The following is a 21010-nucleotide window of genomic DNA, read 5'->3' on the forward strand; positions in this document are numbered from 1 at the left end:
ATCGGCTCGTCGGCCGGAACGCTCAGCTCTTCATCGCCCGCCGGCTCCTGAAGAAGCGGATGGCCGACGTCGTTGGCGGCCCGGAGGCGGTTGCCGAGGATGGTTTCGATGCGGTCGACCAGCGGTGCGGTGCGCGCCGCCCTGGCGCGCTGCTCCTCCAGCACCCGGCCGATGGCGCGCAGCAATTCGGCCTCGGGCGGCGCAATATCAGGCCGGCTCGACCGGGGCACCCCGAAGGAACCCTCATGGGCACGCGGCCCTGCGGCTGCGCGATCCTGGAAGCTGTTTCTGGCCCTGATATCGTACATTTGCGCCACATCTCATGCACATGATGGCCGAGTTCGCTCATCCGCACGGACGCAGATGATTAAGCCACTCTAAATAATCATGGCAAAGAAATGGTTAACCGCAGCGGGTAAGAACTAAGCATAGTCCCTTAAATCGGAAACGATTTGAGGATAAAACTATGCGGCAATTTAAAGTGCTGCAGCGTCCTTTGCGCGTCTCAAAAGACGCGCGGCGCTGTGGGTCAGCTCGCCTTCTTGCGATCCGACTGCGGCTGCAGCGCGCTGCCGTGCTCTTCCGGATAGCTGAGGATCCTTTCACGCCGGCGGAAGCGATAGCGCAGGACATGGAAGAGGAAGACCGGGATGCCGATGACATAACGGCGCCAGAGGCGCGCCGGCTCCTGCAGCAGGCGATAGGCCCATTCCAGGCGCATCATCCGCACCGTCCTCGGCGCGCGTGGGACGGCGCCTGAGACGAAGTCGAAGAGAGCGCCCACCGTCAACACCAGACGCGCATGATCGGTGCGAATATGATCGTGAACCCACTTCTCCTGCAGCGGCGTCCCCATGCCAACGATCAGGATATCGACCTTCTGGCGCTCGAGCTCCTCGATGACATCAGTGGGATCGACCTTGTCGAAGTAACCGTCGGAAACGACGACGAATTCGTGCCAGGGCGTGTGCCTGCGGAAATTTTCCGCCGCCGCCTCGACGACCGAACGCTTGCCGCCGATGAGGCCGATGCGGCGCGGGGCCTCCATGAAAGTCAGGAAGGCCGGCACGAAATCGGTGCCGTTGAGATTGGCCGGAAACGGCGAACCATGGGCGATCTGCGATGCGATGTTGAGGCCGATGCCATCCGGCAGCACCAGATTGTGCGACATGATCCGGTAATATTCGTCGTCGCGCAGCGTGGTCAGCATGTTATGGGCGTTGACGAAACAAACCACGGTCTGGCCGACGGGAATGGAGGCCAGCTCGTTGATGAAAACGAGGGCGTCGTCCCAGCCGAGATCGCAGACCGGCAGATCGAAGATCGTCCGCCGCGATGCGAGCACCGCGAAGTTTGCAATCAGATTCATTCCTACCTCCTGCCGAGGGTGCTGCATGCGCCCGACATCCCGGAAAACAAGCCCATATTTCCGCACCGGAGGTCTCGAAAGGACCGGTCGCGTCCCGCCGGGACGCGTCGCTCCGAATCCCGGATAAGCGGCGCATGCCAAGCTGTGACACCTGATATAACAGGACGGTTTCAAACAACCCTTAGGAAAATTCCTTGAATTTCCATGCTCGCATAAGTGGTTTATTAACCACGCGCGCCAACGACAAACGGCGCCATCAGGCGCCGTTTGTCGTCAATGATGTGATGGTCCTTAGTGGGCCGCTGGCGCCGGGGCTTCACCGGCCGGTACGGTCTCGACGATCTTGACGGGTGTGCCGACCTTCTTCGGCTGACCGGCGGAGCTTTCCTTGACCTCTTCCTTGGAGAGATAGTCGAGCTGCTCCAGCATCACGTCGGCGACGTATTCGCCACCCAAACGCTCGTTCATGCCCTTCTTGATCTCCTCGCGGAAGGCGTTCGGATCGAAGGATTTGATGTGGGCGATATCGACCATCTTGTTGCCGACGAGCAGGCTGAAAAGCTCGTCCGTCGTCATCTCGCTCAGCGGCAATGTCACGCCTTTCAGCATGTCCTTGTTCATCATGAACGAAACGCGGCCGAGGAAGTAACCGGTGATCGCACCGTTACCGATGATCGGTACCGTGATCGTTTCGCCCTTCACCAGTTCGAGCGCGTTCTGCTTGGAATCCGTTGCCGCCGGCGCCGGCGCGGTCGCCAGGTACACCGAGAAATAGACCGATGCCAAGGTGATGGCGCAAACCCAGACACCGGTGAGGACGAGCTTGATCATCAGTTTCCACGCGCGGCGAATTGTTCCTGGGAATAGGTGCCGTCGGCATCGGCGTCCTGAACTGCGTTCTTCAGGAGGTCGGCCACGGCGCGAACCGCTTCGAGATGCGCCTCGACGCGACGGGCATTGAGAACCAGTTTCTTCTTCAGGCCGTGCAGCTGATCGAGATGGGCAGCGGCAAGCTCGGCCGGATCGGTGTCGCGGAAAAGCATCGACAGCTCGTAGAGGCAGCGGCTCTTATGCGCATTGGAGACCTTGAGATCGAACTGCGGATCGTTGCCGATCCGGGTGTTCTCATTGTCGATGATCATTTCGAGGCGTCCGAGAACGGATTTGATCCTGTATTCGTTCGAAACTATTTCCATTGTACCCCCGGTTATGCGTCGCTTAGAGCATGATGCCGTGCGCGGTTTTCGGACGACATCATGCTCTAACTATTTAATTGAGAACAAGATTCAGATTTTAGGCCAACGGGCCTAAAGTCATCCTGTTCTATCGGACTTGGCTTCGGCGGTCGGCGTGCCAAAAGTCTTGCGCTGGAAGTCATCGATCATGCTGAGCGCGGTGTTGCGGTCATCGTCATCGGTCGAGGCATTGACGATCTTGCCTTCCTGCCGGCGCAACTGCTCGCTGTACATCTGCTTGGCAATACCGATGCCGTCACCCTTGGCCATGGTGTTGCCGAGCTGTTCGGCCATCATGCCTTTCCAGATATCGCCGGTCGCGCCCTTGCCGTAGACATCTTCGCTTTCGCTCGGCAGCATGGACTTGACGAAATTCTGCAAGACCATGGCTTCGAACTTCCGGTAGCTTTCCGGAACTTCCTCGGCCTTGGTGCGGTTCTGGATGTTGGCGAGGCCGCTCTTCTGGCCGATATGGTCGAGAACGTCGACCGTATTGGAGAAGCCCTTGCCATTCTCGGCGAGACTCGTTGCGGCAAAGGCCGCACGATTTGCCTTCAACTTTTCCTGGGCCGCCTGAACCTCCATGGGGTCGGCAGCTTTGACAACGTCCAGGACCAGATCACTGGGGGGCGAAATAGCCACGTTACAATCCTCTGAATTTATGATCGTAACGACTATGGTTTTTGAAGCTTGCTGGAGGCTGGCGTTGCGAATTGCTGGTCGATGACATCGTAGACGGCGTTGTCATCGGCCTCGCGGCGCTCGGCGTCGAGGGCTTCCTGCATGCCCTCTTCAAAGCGGTCGCCCTTGGCGCGCTCGCGCGCCAGCCGCATCTCGTGGATCTGCTGCATGCCGGTCAGTTGCTGGTCCTTGATGCTGAGCCTGCCGAATCGGTCGGCGTAATTCTGCGAGAAGGCGTGGTGGACGGGGTCCATCGAGCCGAGGGCGATGATGACGTCGTCCATCGCCGCATTGACCTCGACACGCTGACGGCTGGTTTCGGCCAGGTCGTTCTCGGCCATTCGTTCGATATGCCGCTGCACCGAGAGCAGTCGCTTGAGCTTCTGGGAGCGCTTCTTTTCGATCATATCAGCCTCATCGCCCGATATAGATCGAGCCGAAGGACTGGCCGAACTGGCTGAGCAACGCCGCAATCGAGAAATAGATCAGGAAGAGCCCGCCCATCAGCAGATAGGGCGTGGAAATGAAGTAGACCGGGATCTGCGGCGCCAGCTTGTTGATGAAACCGATCGAGACGTTGAAGATCATGCCGTAGATCAAAAACGGGCTCGACAGCCGCAGCATGATGTAGGTGGTCTGCTCCAGCGTGTCGGTGAAGGAGATCAGCGTCGCGCGCATCTGCATCAAGCCGCCGAAAGGCATGGTCGTGTAGGAATCGATCAGCGCGCGGAAGACGATGTGATGAAAATCCATGATGAAGAGAATCATGATGCCGGCAAAGGTAATGAAGCCGGAAAGGCTGGTCTCCGGCGTGTCTTCGAGGATATCGGCGGAACCCGGCTGAGTGTAGCCGACCATCATCGCGATGATCGTCGCGGCGAATTGCATGCCGATCGTGTAGATCCTCGCCAGCATGCCGTACATCACGCCGATCAGCGATTCGCTGAAGATCAGTCCGATATAGGTTCCCGAACTTGTGTGAACGGCCGGGTAGACAGTGTCCCAGAGCAGCGGCATGACAGCGATCGAGAGCGCGCCGGCGATGAAGACGCGCAGCTGTTCGGGCACGCGCGCCGAGGAAAAACCCGGAAGAGCCAGCACACAGCCACCGATCCGGCAGAAAACCAGAAACAGCGCGAGAACGGTCCCTTGCGGGTCTGTTATCATGAAATAGAGCCCAAAATCTTTATCTCGATGCCCTTGGCCAGTTCGACATGCGACAGGACCGGGAGCGTGGCGAACAGCCGTTCGATGATCATGCGCACATAGGAGCGTGTTTCCGGCGACGTGACAAGGGCGAATGGCAGGCCGCGATCCATGAACTCACGGATAACTTTGGTGGCCTGCTCGCTGAACTCTTCCAGGCTGCGCGGATCGATGTCGAATTCGATCACCTCGCCCTTGGCGTCGCGCTTCAGCGCCTGGTGGAAAGCCAGATCCCATTTGCTGCCCAGCCGCAGGACGCGCAGCACGCCGTTGTCGGCCAGGTCGCCGCAGAGCTGCTGGGCCATGCGGATGCGGACATGCTCGACGATCTGCTCGGTCTTCCTGACATGTGGGGCGAGCTCGGCCACCGCTTCGAGGATGAGATGCAGGTTGCGGATCGAGACGCGCTCGGCAAGCAGCAGCTTGAGCACCGCCTGCAGGCCCGAATAGGACATGTGCGACGAGCAGATCTCGTCGGCAAGCTTCTTGTATTCGGGATCGAGCCGATCGATCAGCACCTTCACGTCCTTGTAGGACAGAAGCTGCGGCAGGTTGTTGCGGATGACCTCGCTCATATGGGTCAGCACGACGGAGACGTTGTCGATCGGCTGGAAGCCCTCGCGTTTCAGATCGTCGGCGAAGTTTTCGAGGATCGAGACGGCAGGCATACCGAAAGCGGGTTCACGGATTTCATCGCCGGGAATGCTCGGCCGGCGGCCGGCGCCGGTCACGACGAGGACTTCGCCGACGCGCAGCAGGTTGGAGGCGACCGTCGTGCCGTGGATGCGGATCTGGTAGGACTTCTCGGCGATGGCGATATCGTCGGTTACCTTGATTTCGGGCACGACGAAACCGTATTGCGTGGCGAACTTCTTGCGCATCTTGCCGACACGGAAGGCGAGCTCCTGATGGGCGCCGAGCAGGCGCGTCGAGACCATCTTGCCGAGTGCGAGCTCGATCTCCGAGGTGCGCAGCACCGACTTGACCGAATCCTTTTCCAGCTCCTTGTTCTGGACGACCTTCTTTTCCTCCTGCTCGCGGCGAAGCTTGTTTTCAGCTTCGACCTGACGCGGGATGAACCAGGCGCCGAAGGCGAGAAGACCGCCGAGGACCACGAAGGGGACAAACGGCAGGCCCGGCATCAGGGCCAGGACGAACATCAGCACGGCGGAGACAGAAAGCGCGCGGGGATAACCGCTCAACTGGTTGACGACCGCCTGGTCGGTGGAGCCGACGGTGCCGCCGCGAGAGACGAGAAGGCCGGCGGCGAGCGAAACGATGAGGGCCGGCATCTGCGAGACGAGGCCGTCGCCGACGGACAGCTTGACGAAGACGTCGGCCGCTTCGCCGATCGGCATGCCGTGGCGGAAGTAGCCGATGATGATGCCGCCGAAGACGTTGATGCAGGTGATGATGAGACCGGCGACGGCATCGCCGCGCACGAACTTCGACGCACCGTCCATCGCGCCGAAGAAGGAGCTTTCCTCCTCGAGTTCCTTGCGCCGGCGCTGGGCTTCCTTTTCGTCGATGATGCCGGCCGAGAGATCGGCGTCGATCGACATCTGCTTGCCGGGGATGGCATCCAGGGTGAAACGCGCGCCGACTTCGGCGATACGCGTGGCGCCCTTGGTGATGACGATGAAGTTGATGGTGATGAGGATCAGGAAGACGATCAGACCGATGACGAAGTCGCCGGACATCACCAGGCTTGCGAAACCGGCGATGACGCCGCCCGCTGCTTCATGGCCTTCATTGCCGTGGGACAGGATGACGCGTGTCGTCGCGATGTTCAGCGCCAGCCGGGTCATCGTCGCGATCAGTAGAATGGTCGGGAAAGACGAGAAATCGAGTGGTTTCTGGATCCACAGCGAGACCATCAGGATCAGCACCGAGAAGGCGATCGAGAAGGCCAGTCCCATATCGATCAGGAACGGCGGAATCGGCAGGAAGAGAATGCAGATGATGCCGATGATGCCAAGGGCAAAACCGACATCGCGCAGGCTCGGGGCGACTTTTGGAAGGGGGAGTGCAGGTGGTTGCGCCATGACGATTCCGTCTCTTCATGAGAGGAGGCGGACATGCGGCCCGCCCAATTCGGATCGAGAGTTAAATGGCGAAGCTTGCGCGAAGGTGGCTCAGAGCGGTTCTACGCAATCCCGGACGCAAAACCGCTGCGCACTTTTGCTGGAATTGCTCTAGAAGCCGGATTGGATGCGCGAGAAGACCAGATTGGTGAAAATGGAGATCTGCGAGCCGGCGAAAGGTGCGGTGACGCCGACCGTGATCAGCACCGCGACGATCTTCGGCACGAAGGTCAGCGTCGCTTCCTGCACCTGGGTCAGCGCCTGGATCAAGGCAATGATGAGACCCACTGCCATCGCGACGATGACGGCGGGACCCGCGGCAATCAGGACGGTCCAGATCGCTGCCTGGAACAGATCCAATGCATCAGCTTCATTCATCCGAAGGCAACCTCATATCGCCTTGAAGCAGCCCCGCCGCAGCCGGACCACCACTGGTTGGTATCACTCGACGCATCGGCGCCGCTAAGGTGCGCGGCGCTGTCGTATCAGGTATCGCTGCTGGGAGCCTTGTCGGCAACAGTGATTCCCGCTTGCACCAGTATATTACCGCCAGCCGTGGTCGTCGCTATGATTCCGTCGGAATAAACCTTGACGGATTCGATGGTGCCTTTGACGCTGCCGTCGGCGCTTTCCATGTATTTACCGACGTAGCTGCTGGCCTGGGTGAGGCTCGAGCTTGCGAGCAGCGTGTCCAGCTTGGTGTTGGTCTGGATCGTCTGTTCGACCTGCGAGAAGCTCGCCAGCTGCGACATCTGCTCGCTGGCGTCGACCGGATCCGTCGGATCCTGGTTCTTCATCTGCGCGATGAGCAGCTGAAGGAAATTGTCGTAATTCAGCGTTGCCTTCTGCTGAGCCGAGCTCGTCGAGTTCGAAGTGCCCGTCGTGCTCACGCTTGATGTGGCATCTACCGCCATGGTGCAATCTCCCTGCGAATCTGCTCGACCATTGTCGGCGGCATTTCGTGGTTGTTGAGAATACTGTCTTCGATCGTGTAGAGGCCACGGATCGCCTTGAGCGCATCGAAGGCGCGGCCCGTCGAGACGAGCGCATCAATGCGCTTCAGTTCGGCGAGGATCTCCTCGTTCTTGAAGCAGGAGAGCAGCATGGTGATCGACTTGCGGAACATCGCCGTCGAGTGGTCCTTGCCCTCAGGGTTGATGAGGATCATCTGCGCGATGAAATAGAGCTGACGCAGGGGCGTGGTGGCGCCCTCCGGCTGAAGGACGTGGTTTTCGAGAAGGAACGTCACATCATTCAGGAATTCCAGCGCGACCTTGCGGTCGACGCGCAGGACGGCGCCGTTGATGAAGATTCTTTCTCCGGCTTTCAGAGAAATTCGAAGTGTACTTTTCATTTAAGTCCATCCCTGATGATGGTGGTAACGTCGATGATGCCCTGGTAGTTATTGGACTGACGTTTTCTGATCCTGTCACATTCCTTCAATATCCAGATCGCGATCGAGATGAGGTTGGCCCTGAGCTCGATCTCCAGCTGGTTGTCGGGGTGTTTCAGATCCTCGATGAAGCTGATCCACACCCGGCGTGTATAAAACAGGGCTTCAATGGCTTCGCGGCCGTATTTTTCCTTTTCGCGCGCCAACGACAGCAGGTCTATGGACCGGTCAAGAACCTGCCATTCCCGCTCTTTCGCGTCGGCCACCGAGTCCTGCATGACTTCGGCATATGAGAACTGATACATTCATGCATCCTTCTTTATTGCGCGCCTTTGCTCATCAAAGGTAGTTTACAAGACTCAACTGCTGGATCTTCGAGACGATCGTGTAAGCGGTTTCAAGCTGCGTTTCCAAAGTCTTGACGAGGGTCGAGGCTTCGTAGGGATCGACACCCTGGAGATCGACCAGCTTGTTCTTGATGATGTTCGACTGGGCGTCGAGAGCGTCGTTGGACTTCTTGACGCGCTCCTGGGAAAGGCCGAGCTGGCTTGCCTGCGTTACAAGGCCGCTGGTCGCCTTCGTCGTATAGCTGATCGCCTGCTTGGACACCGTGCTCATCGCATCGCTGCTGAGGTTCTGGCCCAACAGCGCCGAGGTCATCACCGAGGCGAGCGCGAAGTAGCGCATGCCTTCGGAATTGGCGTTGGTCGAGGATTCGATCACTTCCGAGTTGCTGATGCGGCTCGTCATGTTCTGGCTCGATGCCTGCGACCAGCCGGTCGTCGGGTCGGTCCAGGCGGTCTCGCTGAACATCGGCTCTACCGTCGTGGTGATGAAGGTGCTCATTTCGGCGCCGGTGAGATCACTAACCGCCTTGCCGAGGCCCGTTGCATAAGTGTTCAACTGCGTGACGATCGCTGCGCTCGTCCCTGTCGTCTTGTCGGTCAGCGGCTGCACGTCGGTGTTAATGCCCGAGAACAGATATTCGCCGTTCACCATGGTATTGGCAGTGTCCATCATGGTGGACAGGGCGCTGGTGGCGGACTGGATGGCGACGGTGATGCTGCCGGGATCGTGGCTGCCCTGGAGCGCCGTAAGCTTCGAAACGAGGCCGTCGCCGACGTCCTTCATCTTGGAAAGGCCGAGCTGCGATGATTCCATGCGTGCGTTGACGAGCGAATTGCTTGATTTGATCGAGGCTATCCTGTCGACCTCGCGGCTGAAGTCGACGCTCCTGGCGGCGTTGCCGCCGAGCGAGACACCGATATCCGCATAGACTCCCGTCGTCGCCTCCATCGTTGCTTTCGTCATCTGGTTCTGCGCCTGACGGATCGTCAACCGCATCGCGTTCTGAATGGCCGAACTTGAAATAAATGAGCTCTTCATGGCTTAACTCGCAATATCCAGCAATGACTTCAACATTTCGTCAACGGCGTTCAGGATCTTGGTCGCCGCCTTGTAGGACTGCTCTATGTCAAGGAGCAGCGTCAGCTCCTCGTCGAGGTTGACGCCGGTCTCATTGGAATAGGCTTCGTCGGAGCGCGACAGCGCCGCCGAGGTGTTTTCCGCCGCCGTCGTCGCGTTGCTGCGGTACTGCTCGAGCCAGCCGAGGGAATTCGTGGCGTATTCCATGATGCTGACGTTCGAATCGATGCCGGTCGTGGCGTCGAAGCCGACCGCCGGTCCCGCCGCCGGATCGAAATCGATGTCGGAGCCCAAGGCGGTATAGAGACGATCGAGGTCCGTCGTATAGCCGCTGAGGTGGGTAGGGTTGTTGACGACGCCGTTGGCGTTGACACCGCCATCGCGCAAGCGCATCGGATCGCCGCCCTGCGAGGTGATGACGGTGCTGCTGACGCTGATGGTCGACGCCATGCCGGCAACCGCAGCGCTGCCGGTATCGACCGTGCCGCCGCTCCAGGTGAAGAGACCGGGCACATAGGCCGGCGTGCCCGACGTGCTCTGCTCCTTGAAGAGCGAGACCATGCCGCGGGCGATTTCATCGAGTTGCTTCTGGAAGTTGGGAGCGATCTCGTCGCGGACCTGGAGGAGAGACTGAAGGCTCCCCTGCCCTGTCGTCGTTGATCCGCTACCGCGCGGAAGTGCCACACCGTCGACATAGACCGAATTGCCGACAGTGGTGGCGGTATAGATGTCCTGAGACTTGAACGTCACGGTGCGCGGAACCGTCTCGAAGAGGATCGTCCCGTCAGACGTGCTCAGCACCATGTCGTTATTGTCGCGCGTCGTCGCGTTGACGCCGACGATCTGCGAAATCTGCTTGAGAGCCTTCTCGCGTTCGTCGAGGGCGCCGGATGCATCCGCACCCGAGGCTGTGGCGGTCTTCACCGCGTTATTGGCCTTCTCGAAGTCACTTAGGAGCGTATTCAGCTTACCGACGTCGGTGGCGATCTGCTTGTCGGCGGTGGCGCGAACGTCCTGAACGGATTGCGAGGCATTGTTCAGCGAGTTGGCGACATCCTGGGCGGCGGTGATGGCGCCCTGAGCGGCGACAGTGCTGCCCGGCGCCGTGCGGAAGGCCTGAAGCTTCTGCTGGAAAACACCGAGATAGGTGGATGGCGACGTTTCGTAATCGTTGCCACCCATGATCGACTTGAGGTCTTCGAGACCGCCGAGCAAAGCCTGCTGGGCGCTGTCCTGAGAGGATGTCTTCAGGTATTGACGCAGCAGGGCATCTTCCTGTGCCCGGTCTATCTTGACGACCTGCGCGCCATTCAAGGACGTGGTGAGCATCGCCTGCCGGCGCACGTAATCTTTGTTGCCCGCATTCGAGATATTGTTCGATACGACACTGCTCTGCGTGCCGGTATTGTTGAATATGCTCTGCGCGGTATTAAGTGCGGATGTGAGCGACATGGCTTACCCGGTACCTTGCTTATCTCTTGAGGTTGACGAGGACGTCCATAATGTCGGACCCCGTCTGGAAGACCTTGGAATTGGCGGTATAGCTGCGCTGCGATTCGATCATCTCGGTCAGCTCACCGGCGAGGTCGACGTTCGAACCTTCGAGAGCGCCTGATTTGATCGTGCCGAGGCCGTTGGTCTGCGGGAAGCCGGTGACAGTGACGCCCGACTGGCCGTTGGCGCTGTAGACGTTGCCGCTCTGGAGCGTCAGCTTGTCCGGGCTGGCGACGTTGGCGAGTGGGATACGGTAGAGCGGCTTGTTAGTGCCATCCTCGTACTTGGCGTAGACGATGCCGTCGCCATCGATCGTGACGTCCTTGACCGGGCTTGCAGCCTGGCCGTTCGGCGTACCGGTGCCGGCAAAATCGGCGCCGAGTTGGGTGAAGCCGGTAAGATCCATGTTGATCGTCTGGCCGGTCACCGGATCGACGATGTTGACGGCGCCGCCCGAGACCATCTTGCCGTTGGCGTCGAAGTTGAGCGTTCCCAAGCCGACATCGCCGCCGGCGGTTGTGTAGGGGAAGGAAGTCGTGCCGCCTACCGCCGCATCGGCGTTGCGGTAGATCGAAACCTCCCAGCTGCTGTTAACGGCGGGAGGTACCGGCGGCGGCGCTGCCGCGACCGATGTCTTGGTGAAGTAGAAGTCGTACATCACCTTGTTGCCGAGTGTGTCGTAGGCGACCATGGAGAACTTCTTGGTGTCGGCTGTCGGCGTGGCGGGGTTGGCGCTCGGCCGCGTCGCAGCGGCCGCAACGACATTGGCGCCGGAATCGAGATTGCCCTTGAATATCCCGGATGTCGAGGCGATGGCGGTCAGCCCTTCCTGGTTGACATTGACGGGAACCAGGCCATCGAAGCCGTTGACGACAACAGCAGGAGAGCCGGAGTCGTAGGAGTAGCCCATCAGCATGAAGCCGGCGGCATTGACGAGGTTACCTTCGTCGTCTTTCTGGAAGTCGCCGGCGCGGGTCAGAACCGGCGTGCCATCTGCTCCCTGGACGATGAAGAAGCCATCGCCCGAGATCGCAAGGTCGGTGCTCGAGGTGGTGTAGGAAATATCGCCCTGGTCGGAGACAGACTGGCGGACCGAGGATTGAACGCCGCCGGAATTGTAATTGCCGCCCGAGGAAGGCAGAACCAGCGACGAGAAGCTCGTCGACACGGACTTGTAACCGGTCGTGTTAACGTTGGCGATATTGTCGGCGACCGTGCTCAAGCGGTTAGCCTGAGCGTTCATCCCCGATACTGCCGTCTTCATGCTGCCGAAAATGCTCATCTGAAAACCTCGTTTTACCTGTTATGCACGAGAGTATTTGTCGGGCCTTGCGTGAAGCTGTCTGTCATGGCGAGTCGCGAGGCCAAGTTTAAGGTTCAGCCGGGCGCCGCCGCCCGGCCGAGAAAATCAGGCCCAATCAATGCAGTAGCCAAGGAAGCGCTTGGAATCGACCGGATCGACGCCGAGCTTTTTGCGCAGCTTCTTGCGCAGCTTCGAGATGTGGCTTTCGACGACGTTCTCCTCGACCTCTTCATCGAAGATGCCGTAGATGGCGTTGAAAATCTGGGTCTTGGTGACCCGGCGACCGCGATTGGCGATCAAATATTCGAGGATGCGGCGCTCGCGCCGGGGAAGCGCGAAGACTTCGCCGTTGATCTCGGGGTCACGGCCATCCGAGAAGACGCGGATCCCGCCGATCTCTGTGTAATTGGTGATCGCCTTCAGCCGGCGCCGGATCGCAGCCGCTCTTGCAAGGATTTCGCGGGGATGCACTGGTTTGCGCACCACGTCGTCGACGCCGCAGTCGAACAGCGCGAGGGTGTTTTCGAGCGAGTGCTGGTCGCTGACCGCAATCACCGGCGCCATCGACCGATCCCGGATCGCCCGGGGCAGTTCGAAGTTGCGTTGGCCCTGACCGATCAGAAAGGCCTCGACTGCAGCTATATCGGAATCGGCGGCGGTCTGTACCCACTCGCCAAATTCCGCTGGATCAAAGCCGGTGGAGGGAATGCCCTCACGACCAAACAGAGATGTGTATCCATCTTTCACGAGCTCACGCTCATCAACCACTACGATCATTCGTCCGCCTCCGAATCAGTGTGGCACTTCGATGATCTATGGGTACGAATCGCACGAATCGGCGACAACTCGTTAAAGTTAATGGCAGAAACTAATAATTGATTAAGATCTGGGTAGCGATTTGATCTATATCTAGTGGGTGCACCTGTTTATGCACACCAAAATTTCGTGGAAAAGTTAACGGTCCGTTAATTATGGCTTGCGCACAGGATTCACGCCGGATTCCTGCCACATTGTGACACAGTTTCGTCACAATGCGCCTCTTCCATCTTTGGTTGAATCAATTTTGACAAAAGTTACTCGCATTGGGAGTCCACTTGCCGTAGCCCGTGGCGACCAGATTGGCGATGACGCGGCAGACATATTGCTTCTGTGCCGGATTATTGTTGGGTCCGGCATGGTATCTGGCTACCGCCATCGTCCATGTCTCGTGACGGTCATGTAGGTTGCGGAGAAATTTTGCAGCATATTCCACGTTGCGATGCGGGTCGAACATCTCCTCAGCGGAGCGGAAATTCTCGCCGTGAAAGTAATGGTTGATCTGCATGCAGCCGATGTCGATGAGCTTCGCGCCGCTGTTGCGGGCGACATCGAACTGCCTCATCGCGTCCTGCTCCGAGGGCGGAAAGATCGCTTTGCCTTCGACGTTCATGGCATAGGGATAGAGTGAGCCCTTGCGGCCGGTCTCCGTCAGGCCGACCGAATAGAGGATGCCTTCCGGGATACCGTATTTGGCCGCTGCCGACTGGATCTCGCGCTCGCAGGCGCCGGTAGAAGCGACCGCCTCAGAGGTAAACGCCGCCAGTGCCGCTGCTACCGCCAGCACGAGCGTCTTCAATACCCGTCTCGCCTGCGCCATTGAAGCCTCCGTCCGTCCGCTGTGCCGTCTGATTGTGGCGCTCGCGCGCCTCGCCGCCCTGCCCCTGCTGGGGGAGCGACTGCTGCTGAGAGGCCTGGCTGCCCGCCTGGTTGCCGGCGTCGGGACGCTCGACCGGCGCCATGCTGATGGTGACGTTTTCGACCGCGTAGCCCTGGCTGCGCAGAGCTTCGAGAATCTTGCCGTGATCCTCCTTCATTTGACGATAAGCCGCCCCGGTTTCGACCTTGAGGTCGACGTTCAGAGCGTCGCCGGACAGGCGCATGGTCGCCGTCACCAGACCGAGGTCGAGCGGGTTCATCTGGATCTTCAGCGTATTGACCACCTTGCCGGTGCTCGTCCATTCCGCTGCGTTGGAGAGCGCCGAGCTCGGCTCCATGGCGCGCGCCCATTCGGAATCGCCCGAGAGAGCAGCGGTCACGGCGGCGGAATTCGAATTCTGCATCAGGCCGATATAGCGTCGCGATTCGAGCACTGAAACGTTTTCGACATCGGCTTTCTTCGAACCATCCTTCGGTCCGGCCTGATCGGTACCGATGTGAACATCCATCGACACGCCGCGGCCATCGGCGCGGCTGATCCTGAATGTCTTGCCATCGGCGGCTTCGGCATTCTCCGATCCGGGAACCTTGCTGTCATCCGCCTTGCCGCTCTCGATGTTGCTGCTGACCGCCGCCAGGGCGTCGGACGCATGGCCGCCCATCTTGGCGTCGATACCGTCGAGCTTCTTGTCGGCCGTTCCAGCCTCATCGACCTTGGCGGAGACGTGATGCGCGGCTGCCGCCGCCGGCAAAGTCACTGCACCATCGGCAGGTTCCTGCTTCAGCAAGCCGAGAACATCCGAAATGCCGCCGTCATCGTCATCGCTGGTCTTGTCCGTGTCGGTTTCTAATGCGTCGCCCTTGGCGTGCTTGGCGCCCTTGGCGGCCGGAGCGACCTCATCTGCGGAACGGTCCTTCGGATCGAGCTTGCCCAAGGCGAGATCTGCCGGCACTTTGACCTCAGCCTTTGCGGGTTTTGCTGCGACCTTGTCGACACTGGCGATCGTTGCCGGCTGAACATCAGCCTGCGCCTTCAGCGCGGCGTCGCTAAGATCGATCAATGGCTTTGCGCTGCTGCGGCCGCGGATCGTCTGCGCCACTTTGTCGGCGCTTCCATCGGCAACCACGCCCTGATCCCCCTGCGCATCATCGGCATCGTCATTGGCGGTACCGCTGCTCGCCTTGGCCAGCGCGTCGGAGAAGCCATTCTTTTGGCCGGCGGCATCGTCTTTTCCGGCCGGTCGCGCAGATTTCGCAATCGCGGCGGACTCCGCACCGGGGGCTCCGCCCGAGACGCTCATATCCATCATTGTTCGTTGCCTTCCTGCGCCAGAAGACCGTCGATCTCGTCGAGCTTGGATCGATTGGTCGTCACAAATGCGTTGAATGAGGGGTCGGTATCCTGGCTCTGGCCAGTCGATGCCACACCTCCCGGAACAGGCTCGGGAAGCGCGCCTGGCGCTTCCGATTGCGTGGCTATTGCCACAGCCTTTTCAGAAGTGATTTCTTGATGATCAGTGTTAGGGTTGGAGGCTTGCGTCAAGCTTGCCGGCTCGGGAGCGCGCAGGATCTGCTCGGCAACGGATCGCGCCGCCTCCTGCAGCGCCTGATCCCGCGGCGAAAGTGTGTTGCCGTCGATGCCGCTGACATTCTTCGCCGCCCGGTCGATATCCTCTGTGGGAAGGCCGGCCATGCCGCCATAGAAATCCGCGAGCGGACCGAAGGCATTGTCGGTGCCGCCGCCAAGCGACTGCACCCGTCCGACCGCCATGCGCGCCAGCTCCGGCTTGCCTGATATCGCGGCGGCGCGGGCGATGCGCAGATAGACCTCGCGCTGGCGCGGAGCGTCCATGAAGGACAGGATATCGATGACGTCCTGCGGTTTCACGTCGTGATCGTGGCCGACGACGAGCGTGACGAAAAGATCGGCGAACTGGCTGGCATAGGGCGAATGCAGGAAGCGTCTGACATAACGCTGCGAATAGGCCATTCCCTTGTCGAGCATCCCCTTGTCGACGCAGATGGCAACGGAGCGGCGCAACGCCGCTTCCTCGACGATCGTACCGGGTGCTGCAAGACGCGCCTGGTCGTAGAGATCCAGCGCGTCTGTCGGTTTCGTCGCGATCAGCACGTTGCCGCCGATCAGCGCAAGATAGGGGCCGATCTTCTTGTCGCGATATTCCCTGGCCGTCTCCTCCAGCGTCTTGGCGACAAGCAGCCCCTTGCCGCTCAGATATTTGCGCAGCACATCGGTGACGCGGTTGTCGAAATAGCCGTTGACGTCGTGGGCGATTAGATATTCGAGCGTCTGGGGATTGCCGCCGCTCATCGCGTAGATCAGCGCCGCGTCGACATTGCGGTCGTCGTCGAACGTCGAAGGATCGACAGTGCGCAACCGCTCGTCGATCGTGCCCAGCATGAAGCGCTGCATCTCGCCGGCCGAATGATCGCCGCTGACGACGGAATCCTGCACGAATTGCAGCGACCGCAGCATCTTGTACGGCGCAAGATCATCCGGATCCTGTGCATTGCCTGCGGCCGGCGAAAGCATCGCCAAGCCAAGGGCCACAAATCCGACGTAGCGATGCTGCCGACGCGCCATTCGACTATCCTTGATCCGCCTGCACCAGAATCTCGATCCGGCGGTTGGTCGCGTTGAACGGGTCAGACGGCAGCTTCAGCCGACGGTCGGCGAAGCCGGAAACCTGGGAGATGCGTTTCTCGTCGAGCCCGCCGCGCACAAGCATGTAGTAGGCGCTCTGGGCGCGATCCATCGAAAGCCGCCAATTCTCGTTCTGCGTGCCCTTATACTGGCGCCCGTCCGTGTGGCCGCGGATGGCGATCGCACCACCCCTCGCCTTCAGGATCGCACCGATCTTTTCCATGGCGAGCACCATCTCCTGGCGCGGAACCGCAGAACCGATATTGAACATCGAATCGTCGGTCTGGTCGGAGATGCTGACCAGCAATCCGCCCTCGGACGCCGTCACGGTCAGGCCTTCGGCGAGCTTGCCGGCGACACCGCCGATCTGCTGGGCGATCTGGGCCTGCAGCTGCTCGGCTTCCTTCTTCTGCTGCTGCTCGGTCTCGGAGGCACTCTTGTCCGCATCCTTCTGATGATCGGCGTCTTTCTGAGCGTCGGCTTTCTTGCCCTCAGGCGACTTGCCGTCCTTGGCTTCGACCGCGCCCTTGGTTTCCTTGGTTTCCTTGGTTTCTTTGGTTTCCTTGGCCGCCTTCTGATCGGTGGTCAGCGGTATCGGCTGCATATCCTCGACCTTGGCGATCTCGCTTGTCTTGCTCTCGACCGCCTGCTGGTCGTCGCTCTTGCCGGGCGGCAACGTCTTGCCGGCTGTCGTGACCTCGACCTGCTTCGTCCAGAAATCCGGATCGAAGGGATCACGATAGGCCTCGCCGCCGTCGGCGCCGGTGGCCGGGCCCGAATCGGCGGCACCGCCGTCGCCCTTGGCGCTGACATTGGCCTGCTGGCCGACCTCCTGGGCGATCTCGGCAAGAACCGAATACGGATTTTCGAAGAAATCGGCCTCGGAATAATTGGTTTGGTCGCCTGATGTCGATGTCTGGTCGTCACCATCGGCGGCAGCCTTGCCGTCGTTCGGATCTTCTTCCTTCTGCTTCGACTTCTCCTGCTTCTCTTCGCCCTCGGCGTTGTCGACGGGCTTCTTCAGGCCCTTCTCGGTGGGCTTTTCGTCGGACAGTTTGATCGGATTGAAATAGGTCGCGACCGACGCCTTGGTCTCCTCGTTGGCGGCATTGACCAGCCACATGACCAGGAAGAACGCCATCATCGCCGTCATGAAGTCGGCATAGGCAATTTTCCACGCACCGCCATGGGCGCCATCGTGATCACCGCCGCCATGTCTCTTGACGATGATGATCTCGTTCTTGCCGTGGTGGTGGTTTTCGCCTTCGCTCATTCGAGAACTTTCTTCAAGCTGGCTGCCCAGGCGGACATACGGGTGACGATGACGGATTCACCGATTTCAACGGCGAGATCGATATCGTCGGTCTCAATGTGGCGAACCGCCCCGGCATGTTCGCCGAGCTCGGCCTTCACTATGTCGAAAAGCCGGGTCGGCCCCCTGACGACGATCGCTCCGGCCGCGCCTTCGAGGATCGCGTCGCGCAGCAGGGCCGCGAGGCTTTCGGCAGCCTTGGCGGCGAGCGCGTCCGTCATCACAGGCGCGATGGCGACGGCGGCGCCGGCGCTGACCAGCTGAGCGACCTCTTCGGCGATATCGCGGATGCGGGATGCAATGACCGCCGCCGCCTCGACTTCGTAGCGAAGCTTCAGTTCCTCGAGTTCACGCGCATGGACCTCCGCCAGCGCCCGCGCCTCGAGTTCGTATTTGTCAGTCAATTCCGCGGTCGCAGCGGCATGACCTTCCGCATAGGCTTCGCGGCGCTCTGCCTCGATATCGATCGCCGGTTCGCTCGGCATTTCGGGGAAAGCGTCGCCGCCGAAATCATCCATGTCGAGGATTGGCGCTGACGATTCCGGTTCACCGAAATCCTTCAAATACCGGGAAAGCGAAATGCTCATAAAAAAACCATCCAGCATTCGGGAGGCATGCAACATGCCCGCCCCCGCTCAAAGTGACCTTGCGCGCCGCCATCCCCTTCGAAACGGACAAGGGCCTGACCTTGCGCCGGCACGGATTCGGACGATGCCTTCATGCCGGAAACTAGGAAGTCAAACTTGCGCGAGGATGAATGGCGCCGCCGCCACCCGTGATCGCGCCGCCCCTATTCCAGCAGGATCAGGATCTTGCTTGCGGCCGTGTTGAGGATCGAGATCGCTTCGACGGCCATTTGTTTCTGGGTTTCGATCGCCTTCTGCCGAATCGAAGCCTCGTCCATGTCGGTATCGACGAGCGCACCGACGCTCTTGTCGATCGAATCGGACAGATCGGCGGTATAGTCGATCTGATCATCGATGCGCGTCTTCATCACCCCGATGGACGCGGCCGTCGTCGTCAGCGAGGAGAGCAGCGAGTCGGTGACGTCAAGCATGTCGGTGAGTTGTGCATCGGTCGTGGTTTTGCCAATCGCAATTTCCGTACCTGTCGCCGGCGTGGTGGAGTTAGCGTTCAGCAAATAATAGTTCCGCGACGTCGTGCCGCTGTTATTGATCGCATTGGCATCGACCGGCTTGGTCAGCAGGCCGCCGCTGGCATTGTTCTTGTCGATGAGGATGGTCTGCGAGGATGGGAAATCGATGGTCTGGGCCTGATATTCGCCGGTCGGAGCGCGCACGAAACCAGAGATGACCTGCCATGTCGGCGGCGCAGCGGTGTCACCGTTCAACAGCCAGTTTTCACCCGCAAACGACGTCGATTCGACGACGGTCTGCAACTGCTCTTTGTATTCGCTGATCTCGGCGTTGATCTTGTCCTTGTCGGCGCCAGGCTCTCTTGCCGAAACCAGCTTGGCGCGAATCTGGCCGATGAGATCGATCGCCGAGTCCATCGCCGTGTAGGTCGCATCCACCTTGGCAGCGCCGAGACCGAGCGCATCTCCGATCGTTCCGAGATTGGTGCTGTCCGAACGCATGACGGTCGCGACCGACCAGTAGGACGCATCGTCGGCGGCCGTCTCGATACGATATCCCGAGGACACCTGCTGTTGGGTCTGGTTGGCTTCTTTGTTGATGCTGCGCAGCACCGCAAGCGCATTCACCGCGGCCGCGCTGGTAATCTTAACGGTCATCGACAGGTCTCGGAATCGGGGTGAAAGGGCAGGCCGGATTACCGGCGGCGACTGAAGTGGCGTCATGCCTCCGGCAGAGTTTCTACCGGCGTGTCGCAAAAGCAAATCAACTCGAGGCGAAGTTAACTCGATACCAACCTATTGGGCAAGAGCGCAGCACTGAGCCTGGCGCAGCGATCGAAATGTCGACCAAAGCATTGATATAAAAGAAAGAACCGCGCCATTTCGGGCGCGGTCCGGGAGGCTTTGCGCTTGCTGCCAGACGGTGGCGCAAGATTCGGTCCAGCTTCAGCGCCAGATTTAGCTGCGGAACAGCGTGAGGATGTTCTGAGCGCTGGAGTTGGCGATCGACAGCGACTGGATGGCCAGCTGCTGCTGCGTTTGCAGCGCCGTCAGCTTGCTCGATTCCTCTTCCATGTCTGCATCGACGAGGCGGCCGACGCCCGAGTCGATCGAGTCGCTGAGCGCGCCGACGAAGTTTTCCTGCAGCTCGATGCGAGTGGAAATCGAGCCGAGCTGCGATGCAGCCTTGGTCATCGCATCCAGGCCGGCCTCGATTGACGTCAGGGCCATGGAGATCTCAACCGAGCCGAAAGTGCTGATGTCCATCGAGTAGATCGAGCCGATCGTACCAGATGATGTGCCGAGAATGCCGGAGCTCGTCTCGATCGTGCCAGTCGAGGTCATGCCGAAGAGGACGTTGCCCGCGGAGCTCGAGTTCAGAATGTAGTCCGTTGTCTTGACCGAGACATTGCCGTTGCCATCGCGCACGAAGGTGGAAACGACGCTCTTGGTGCCGTCAGCGCCGGCAACCCAGTTTTCACCGGAGAAGGAAGCCGATTGCGCGATGCTCAGAAGCTGCTGCTGCAGCTGGCTGATTTCTTCCTGAATCTTGGTTTTGTCGACGCCCTTTTCGGTCGCGGCGACGATCTTCGCCTTGATTTCGCTGATGACGTCGATGGCGCTGTCCATCGCGGAGTAAGCGGTGTCGACCTTGGCGGCGCCGAGGCCGAGAGCGTCGGAAACGGCGGAAAGTGCCTTGTTGTCCGAACGCATGGTCGTTGCGATCGACCAGTAGGCGGCGTTATCGGCTGCCTTTTCGACGCGGTAACCCGACGATACGTGGTTCTGCGTCGTCTCTAGGCTGTCGTTGATTCCGCGGAGTGTCTGAAGAGCGGCCATCGCCGCGACGTTCGTCAAAATGCTGGTCATGAAATGATTGCCCCTTGTTGGCAAATGGAAAAAAGGGACATTCCGGGAAGCTACCGGGAACGGGGATCAGCCTCATGCCTGTTAACCGGTTCTTAAATTTGGTTAACTCGCCGTCTCGTTGACCGCAGAAGACAGCATTATGGTTAATCAACAGTTAACGGAAATTAAAAAAGCCGCGCTCCATTG

The 21010-nt window shown here is 59.8% G+C and carries 22 protein-coding genes and 1 pseudogene; all 23 read right to left on the minus strand.

What is annotated here, in order from left to right; all coding sequences use genetic code 11:
- Positions 1-308, minus strand: a pseudogene (locus MOV76_RS18640) (succinoglycan biosynthesis protein exop); the annotation flags it as partial.
- Positions 309-529: 221 nt separating this feature from the next.
- Positions 530-1369: a WecB/TagA/CpsF family glycosyltransferase gene (locus MOV76_RS18645; protein ID WP_018445798.1), complete on the minus strand. Its 840-nt coding sequence runs from the start codon at positions 1367-1369 to the stop codon at positions 530-532.
- 291 nt (positions 1370-1660) lie between these two features.
- A complete protein-coding gene (locus MOV76_RS18650) occupies positions 1661-2200 on the minus strand; it encodes a hypothetical protein (RefSeq protein WP_131703063.1) in 540 nt (179 codons plus the stop codon).
- The gene (locus MOV76_RS18655; RefSeq protein WP_003556590.1) at positions 2200-2565 is read right to left on the minus strand and encodes a hypothetical protein; all 366 of its coding nucleotides are present in this window, start codon (positions 2563-2565) and stop codon (positions 2200-2202) included. Before MOV76_RS18655 ends, MOV76_RS18650 begins: the two co-directional genes overlap by 1 nt.
- Before the next feature lie 117 nt (positions 2566-2682).
- Positions 2683-3246 carry a rod-binding protein gene (locus MOV76_RS18660; RefSeq protein WP_018244835.1) on the minus strand — a complete coding sequence of 188 codons (564 nt, stop codon included), beginning with the start codon at positions 3244-3246 and terminating at the stop codon, positions 2683-2685.
- Between the two features lie 32 nt (positions 3247-3278).
- On the minus strand, positions 3279-3692 hold the full coding sequence (locus MOV76_RS18665; RefSeq protein WP_018244834.1) for a hypothetical protein: 414 nt from the start codon (positions 3690-3692) through the stop codon (positions 3279-3281).
- 7 nt (positions 3693-3699) lie between these two features.
- Positions 3700-4452: a flagellar biosynthetic protein FliR gene (gene fliR, locus MOV76_RS18670; RefSeq protein ID WP_018244833.1), complete on the minus strand. Its 753-nt coding sequence runs from the start codon at positions 4450-4452 to the stop codon at positions 3700-3702.
- Positions 4449-6536 carry a flagellar biosynthesis protein FlhA gene (gene flhA, locus MOV76_RS18675; RefSeq protein WP_018445802.1) on the minus strand — a complete coding sequence of 696 codons (2088 nt, stop codon included), beginning with the start codon at positions 6534-6536 and terminating at the stop codon, positions 4449-4451. The genes fliR and flhA overlap by 4 nt, the downstream gene beginning before the upstream one ends.
- A 150-nt stretch (positions 6537-6686) precedes the next feature.
- On the minus strand, positions 6687-6953 hold the full coding sequence (gene fliQ / locus MOV76_RS18680) for a flagellar biosynthesis protein FliQ (protein ID WP_017967052.1): 267 nt from the start codon (positions 6951-6953) through the stop codon (positions 6687-6689).
- Between the two features lie 107 nt (positions 6954-7060).
- Entirely contained in the window at positions 7061-7489 is a 429-nt protein-coding gene (flgD, locus tag MOV76_RS18685) for a flagellar hook assembly protein FlgD (RefSeq protein WP_130715632.1), read from the minus strand.
- Positions 7480-7929 (minus strand): flagellar biosynthesis repressor FlbT, encoded by a 450-nt coding sequence (gene flbT / locus MOV76_RS18690; protein ID WP_018244830.1) that lies wholly within the window; start codon positions 7927-7929, stop codon positions 7480-7482. Before flbT ends, flgD begins: the two co-directional genes overlap by 10 nt.
- Positions 7926-8273 (minus strand): flagellar biosynthesis regulator FlaF, encoded by a 348-nt coding sequence (gene flaF / locus MOV76_RS18695; protein WP_003545562.1) that lies wholly within the window; start codon positions 8271-8273, stop codon positions 7926-7928. Before flaF ends, flbT begins: the two co-directional genes overlap by 4 nt.
- A 34-nt stretch (positions 8274-8307) precedes the next feature.
- Positions 8308-9354: a flagellar hook-associated family protein gene (locus MOV76_RS18700; RefSeq protein WP_130728889.1), complete on the minus strand. Its 1047-nt coding sequence runs from the start codon at positions 9352-9354 to the stop codon at positions 8308-8310.
- 3 nt (positions 9355-9357) lie between these two features.
- On the minus strand, positions 9358-10845 hold the full coding sequence (gene flgK / locus MOV76_RS18705; RefSeq protein WP_166480604.1) for a flagellar hook-associated protein FlgK: 1488 nt from the start codon (positions 10843-10845) through the stop codon (positions 9358-9360).
- Positions 10846-10864: 19 nt separating this feature from the next.
- Entirely contained in the window at positions 10865-12169 is a 1305-nt protein-coding gene (locus tag MOV76_RS18710) for a flagellar hook protein FlgE (RefSeq protein WP_130651735.1), read from the minus strand.
- A 126-nt stretch (positions 12170-12295) separates the two neighbouring features.
- Positions 12296-12967 carry a transcriptional activator Rem gene (rem, locus tag MOV76_RS18715; RefSeq protein WP_003545558.1) on the minus strand — a complete coding sequence of 224 codons (672 nt, stop codon included), beginning with the start codon at positions 12965-12967 and terminating at the stop codon, positions 12296-12298.
- Positions 12968-13247: 280 nt separating this feature from the next.
- Positions 13248-13805 carry a transglycosylase SLT domain-containing protein gene (locus tag MOV76_RS18720; RefSeq protein WP_112905974.1) on the minus strand — a complete coding sequence of 186 codons (558 nt, stop codon included), beginning with the start codon at positions 13803-13805 and terminating at the stop codon, positions 13248-13250.
- A complete protein-coding gene (locus MOV76_RS18725; protein ID WP_247265055.1) occupies positions 13753-15195 on the minus strand; it encodes a flagellar hook-length control protein FliK in 1443 nt (480 codons plus the stop codon). The genes MOV76_RS18720 and MOV76_RS18725 overlap by 53 nt, the downstream gene beginning before the upstream one ends.
- A complete protein-coding gene (motC, locus tag MOV76_RS18730) occupies positions 15192-16487 on the minus strand; it encodes a chemotaxis protein MotC (RefSeq protein WP_112905972.1) in 1296 nt (431 codons plus the stop codon). Before motC ends, MOV76_RS18725 begins: the two co-directional genes overlap by 4 nt.
- A gap of 4 nt (positions 16488-16491) precedes the next feature.
- Positions 16492-17820, minus strand: a complete 1329-nt coding sequence (locus tag MOV76_RS18735) for a MotB family protein (RefSeq protein WP_247265056.1) — start codon at positions 17818-17820, stop codon at positions 16492-16494.
- The gene (locus MOV76_RS18740; RefSeq protein WP_047622571.1) at positions 17817-18446 is read right to left on the minus strand and encodes a hypothetical protein; all 630 of its coding nucleotides are present in this window, start codon (positions 18444-18446) and stop codon (positions 17817-17819) included. Before MOV76_RS18740 ends, MOV76_RS18735 begins: the two co-directional genes overlap by 4 nt.
- Before the next feature lie 203 nt (positions 18447-18649).
- Positions 18650-19612, minus strand: a complete 963-nt coding sequence (locus tag MOV76_RS18745; RefSeq protein ID WP_018244821.1) for a flagellin — start codon at positions 19610-19612, stop codon at positions 18650-18652.
- Positions 19613-19912: 300 nt separating this feature from the next.
- Positions 19913-20824 (minus strand): flagellin, encoded by a 912-nt coding sequence (locus tag MOV76_RS18750; protein WP_018244820.1) that lies wholly within the window; start codon positions 20822-20824, stop codon positions 19913-19915.
- Positions 20825-21010: the final 186 nt, after the last annotated feature.

This window comes from Rhizobium sp. PRIMUS64 (assembly GCF_023006465.1).
GTDB classification, from domain to species: domain Bacteria; phylum Pseudomonadota; class Alphaproteobacteria; order Rhizobiales; family Rhizobiaceae; genus Rhizobium; species Rhizobium leguminosarum.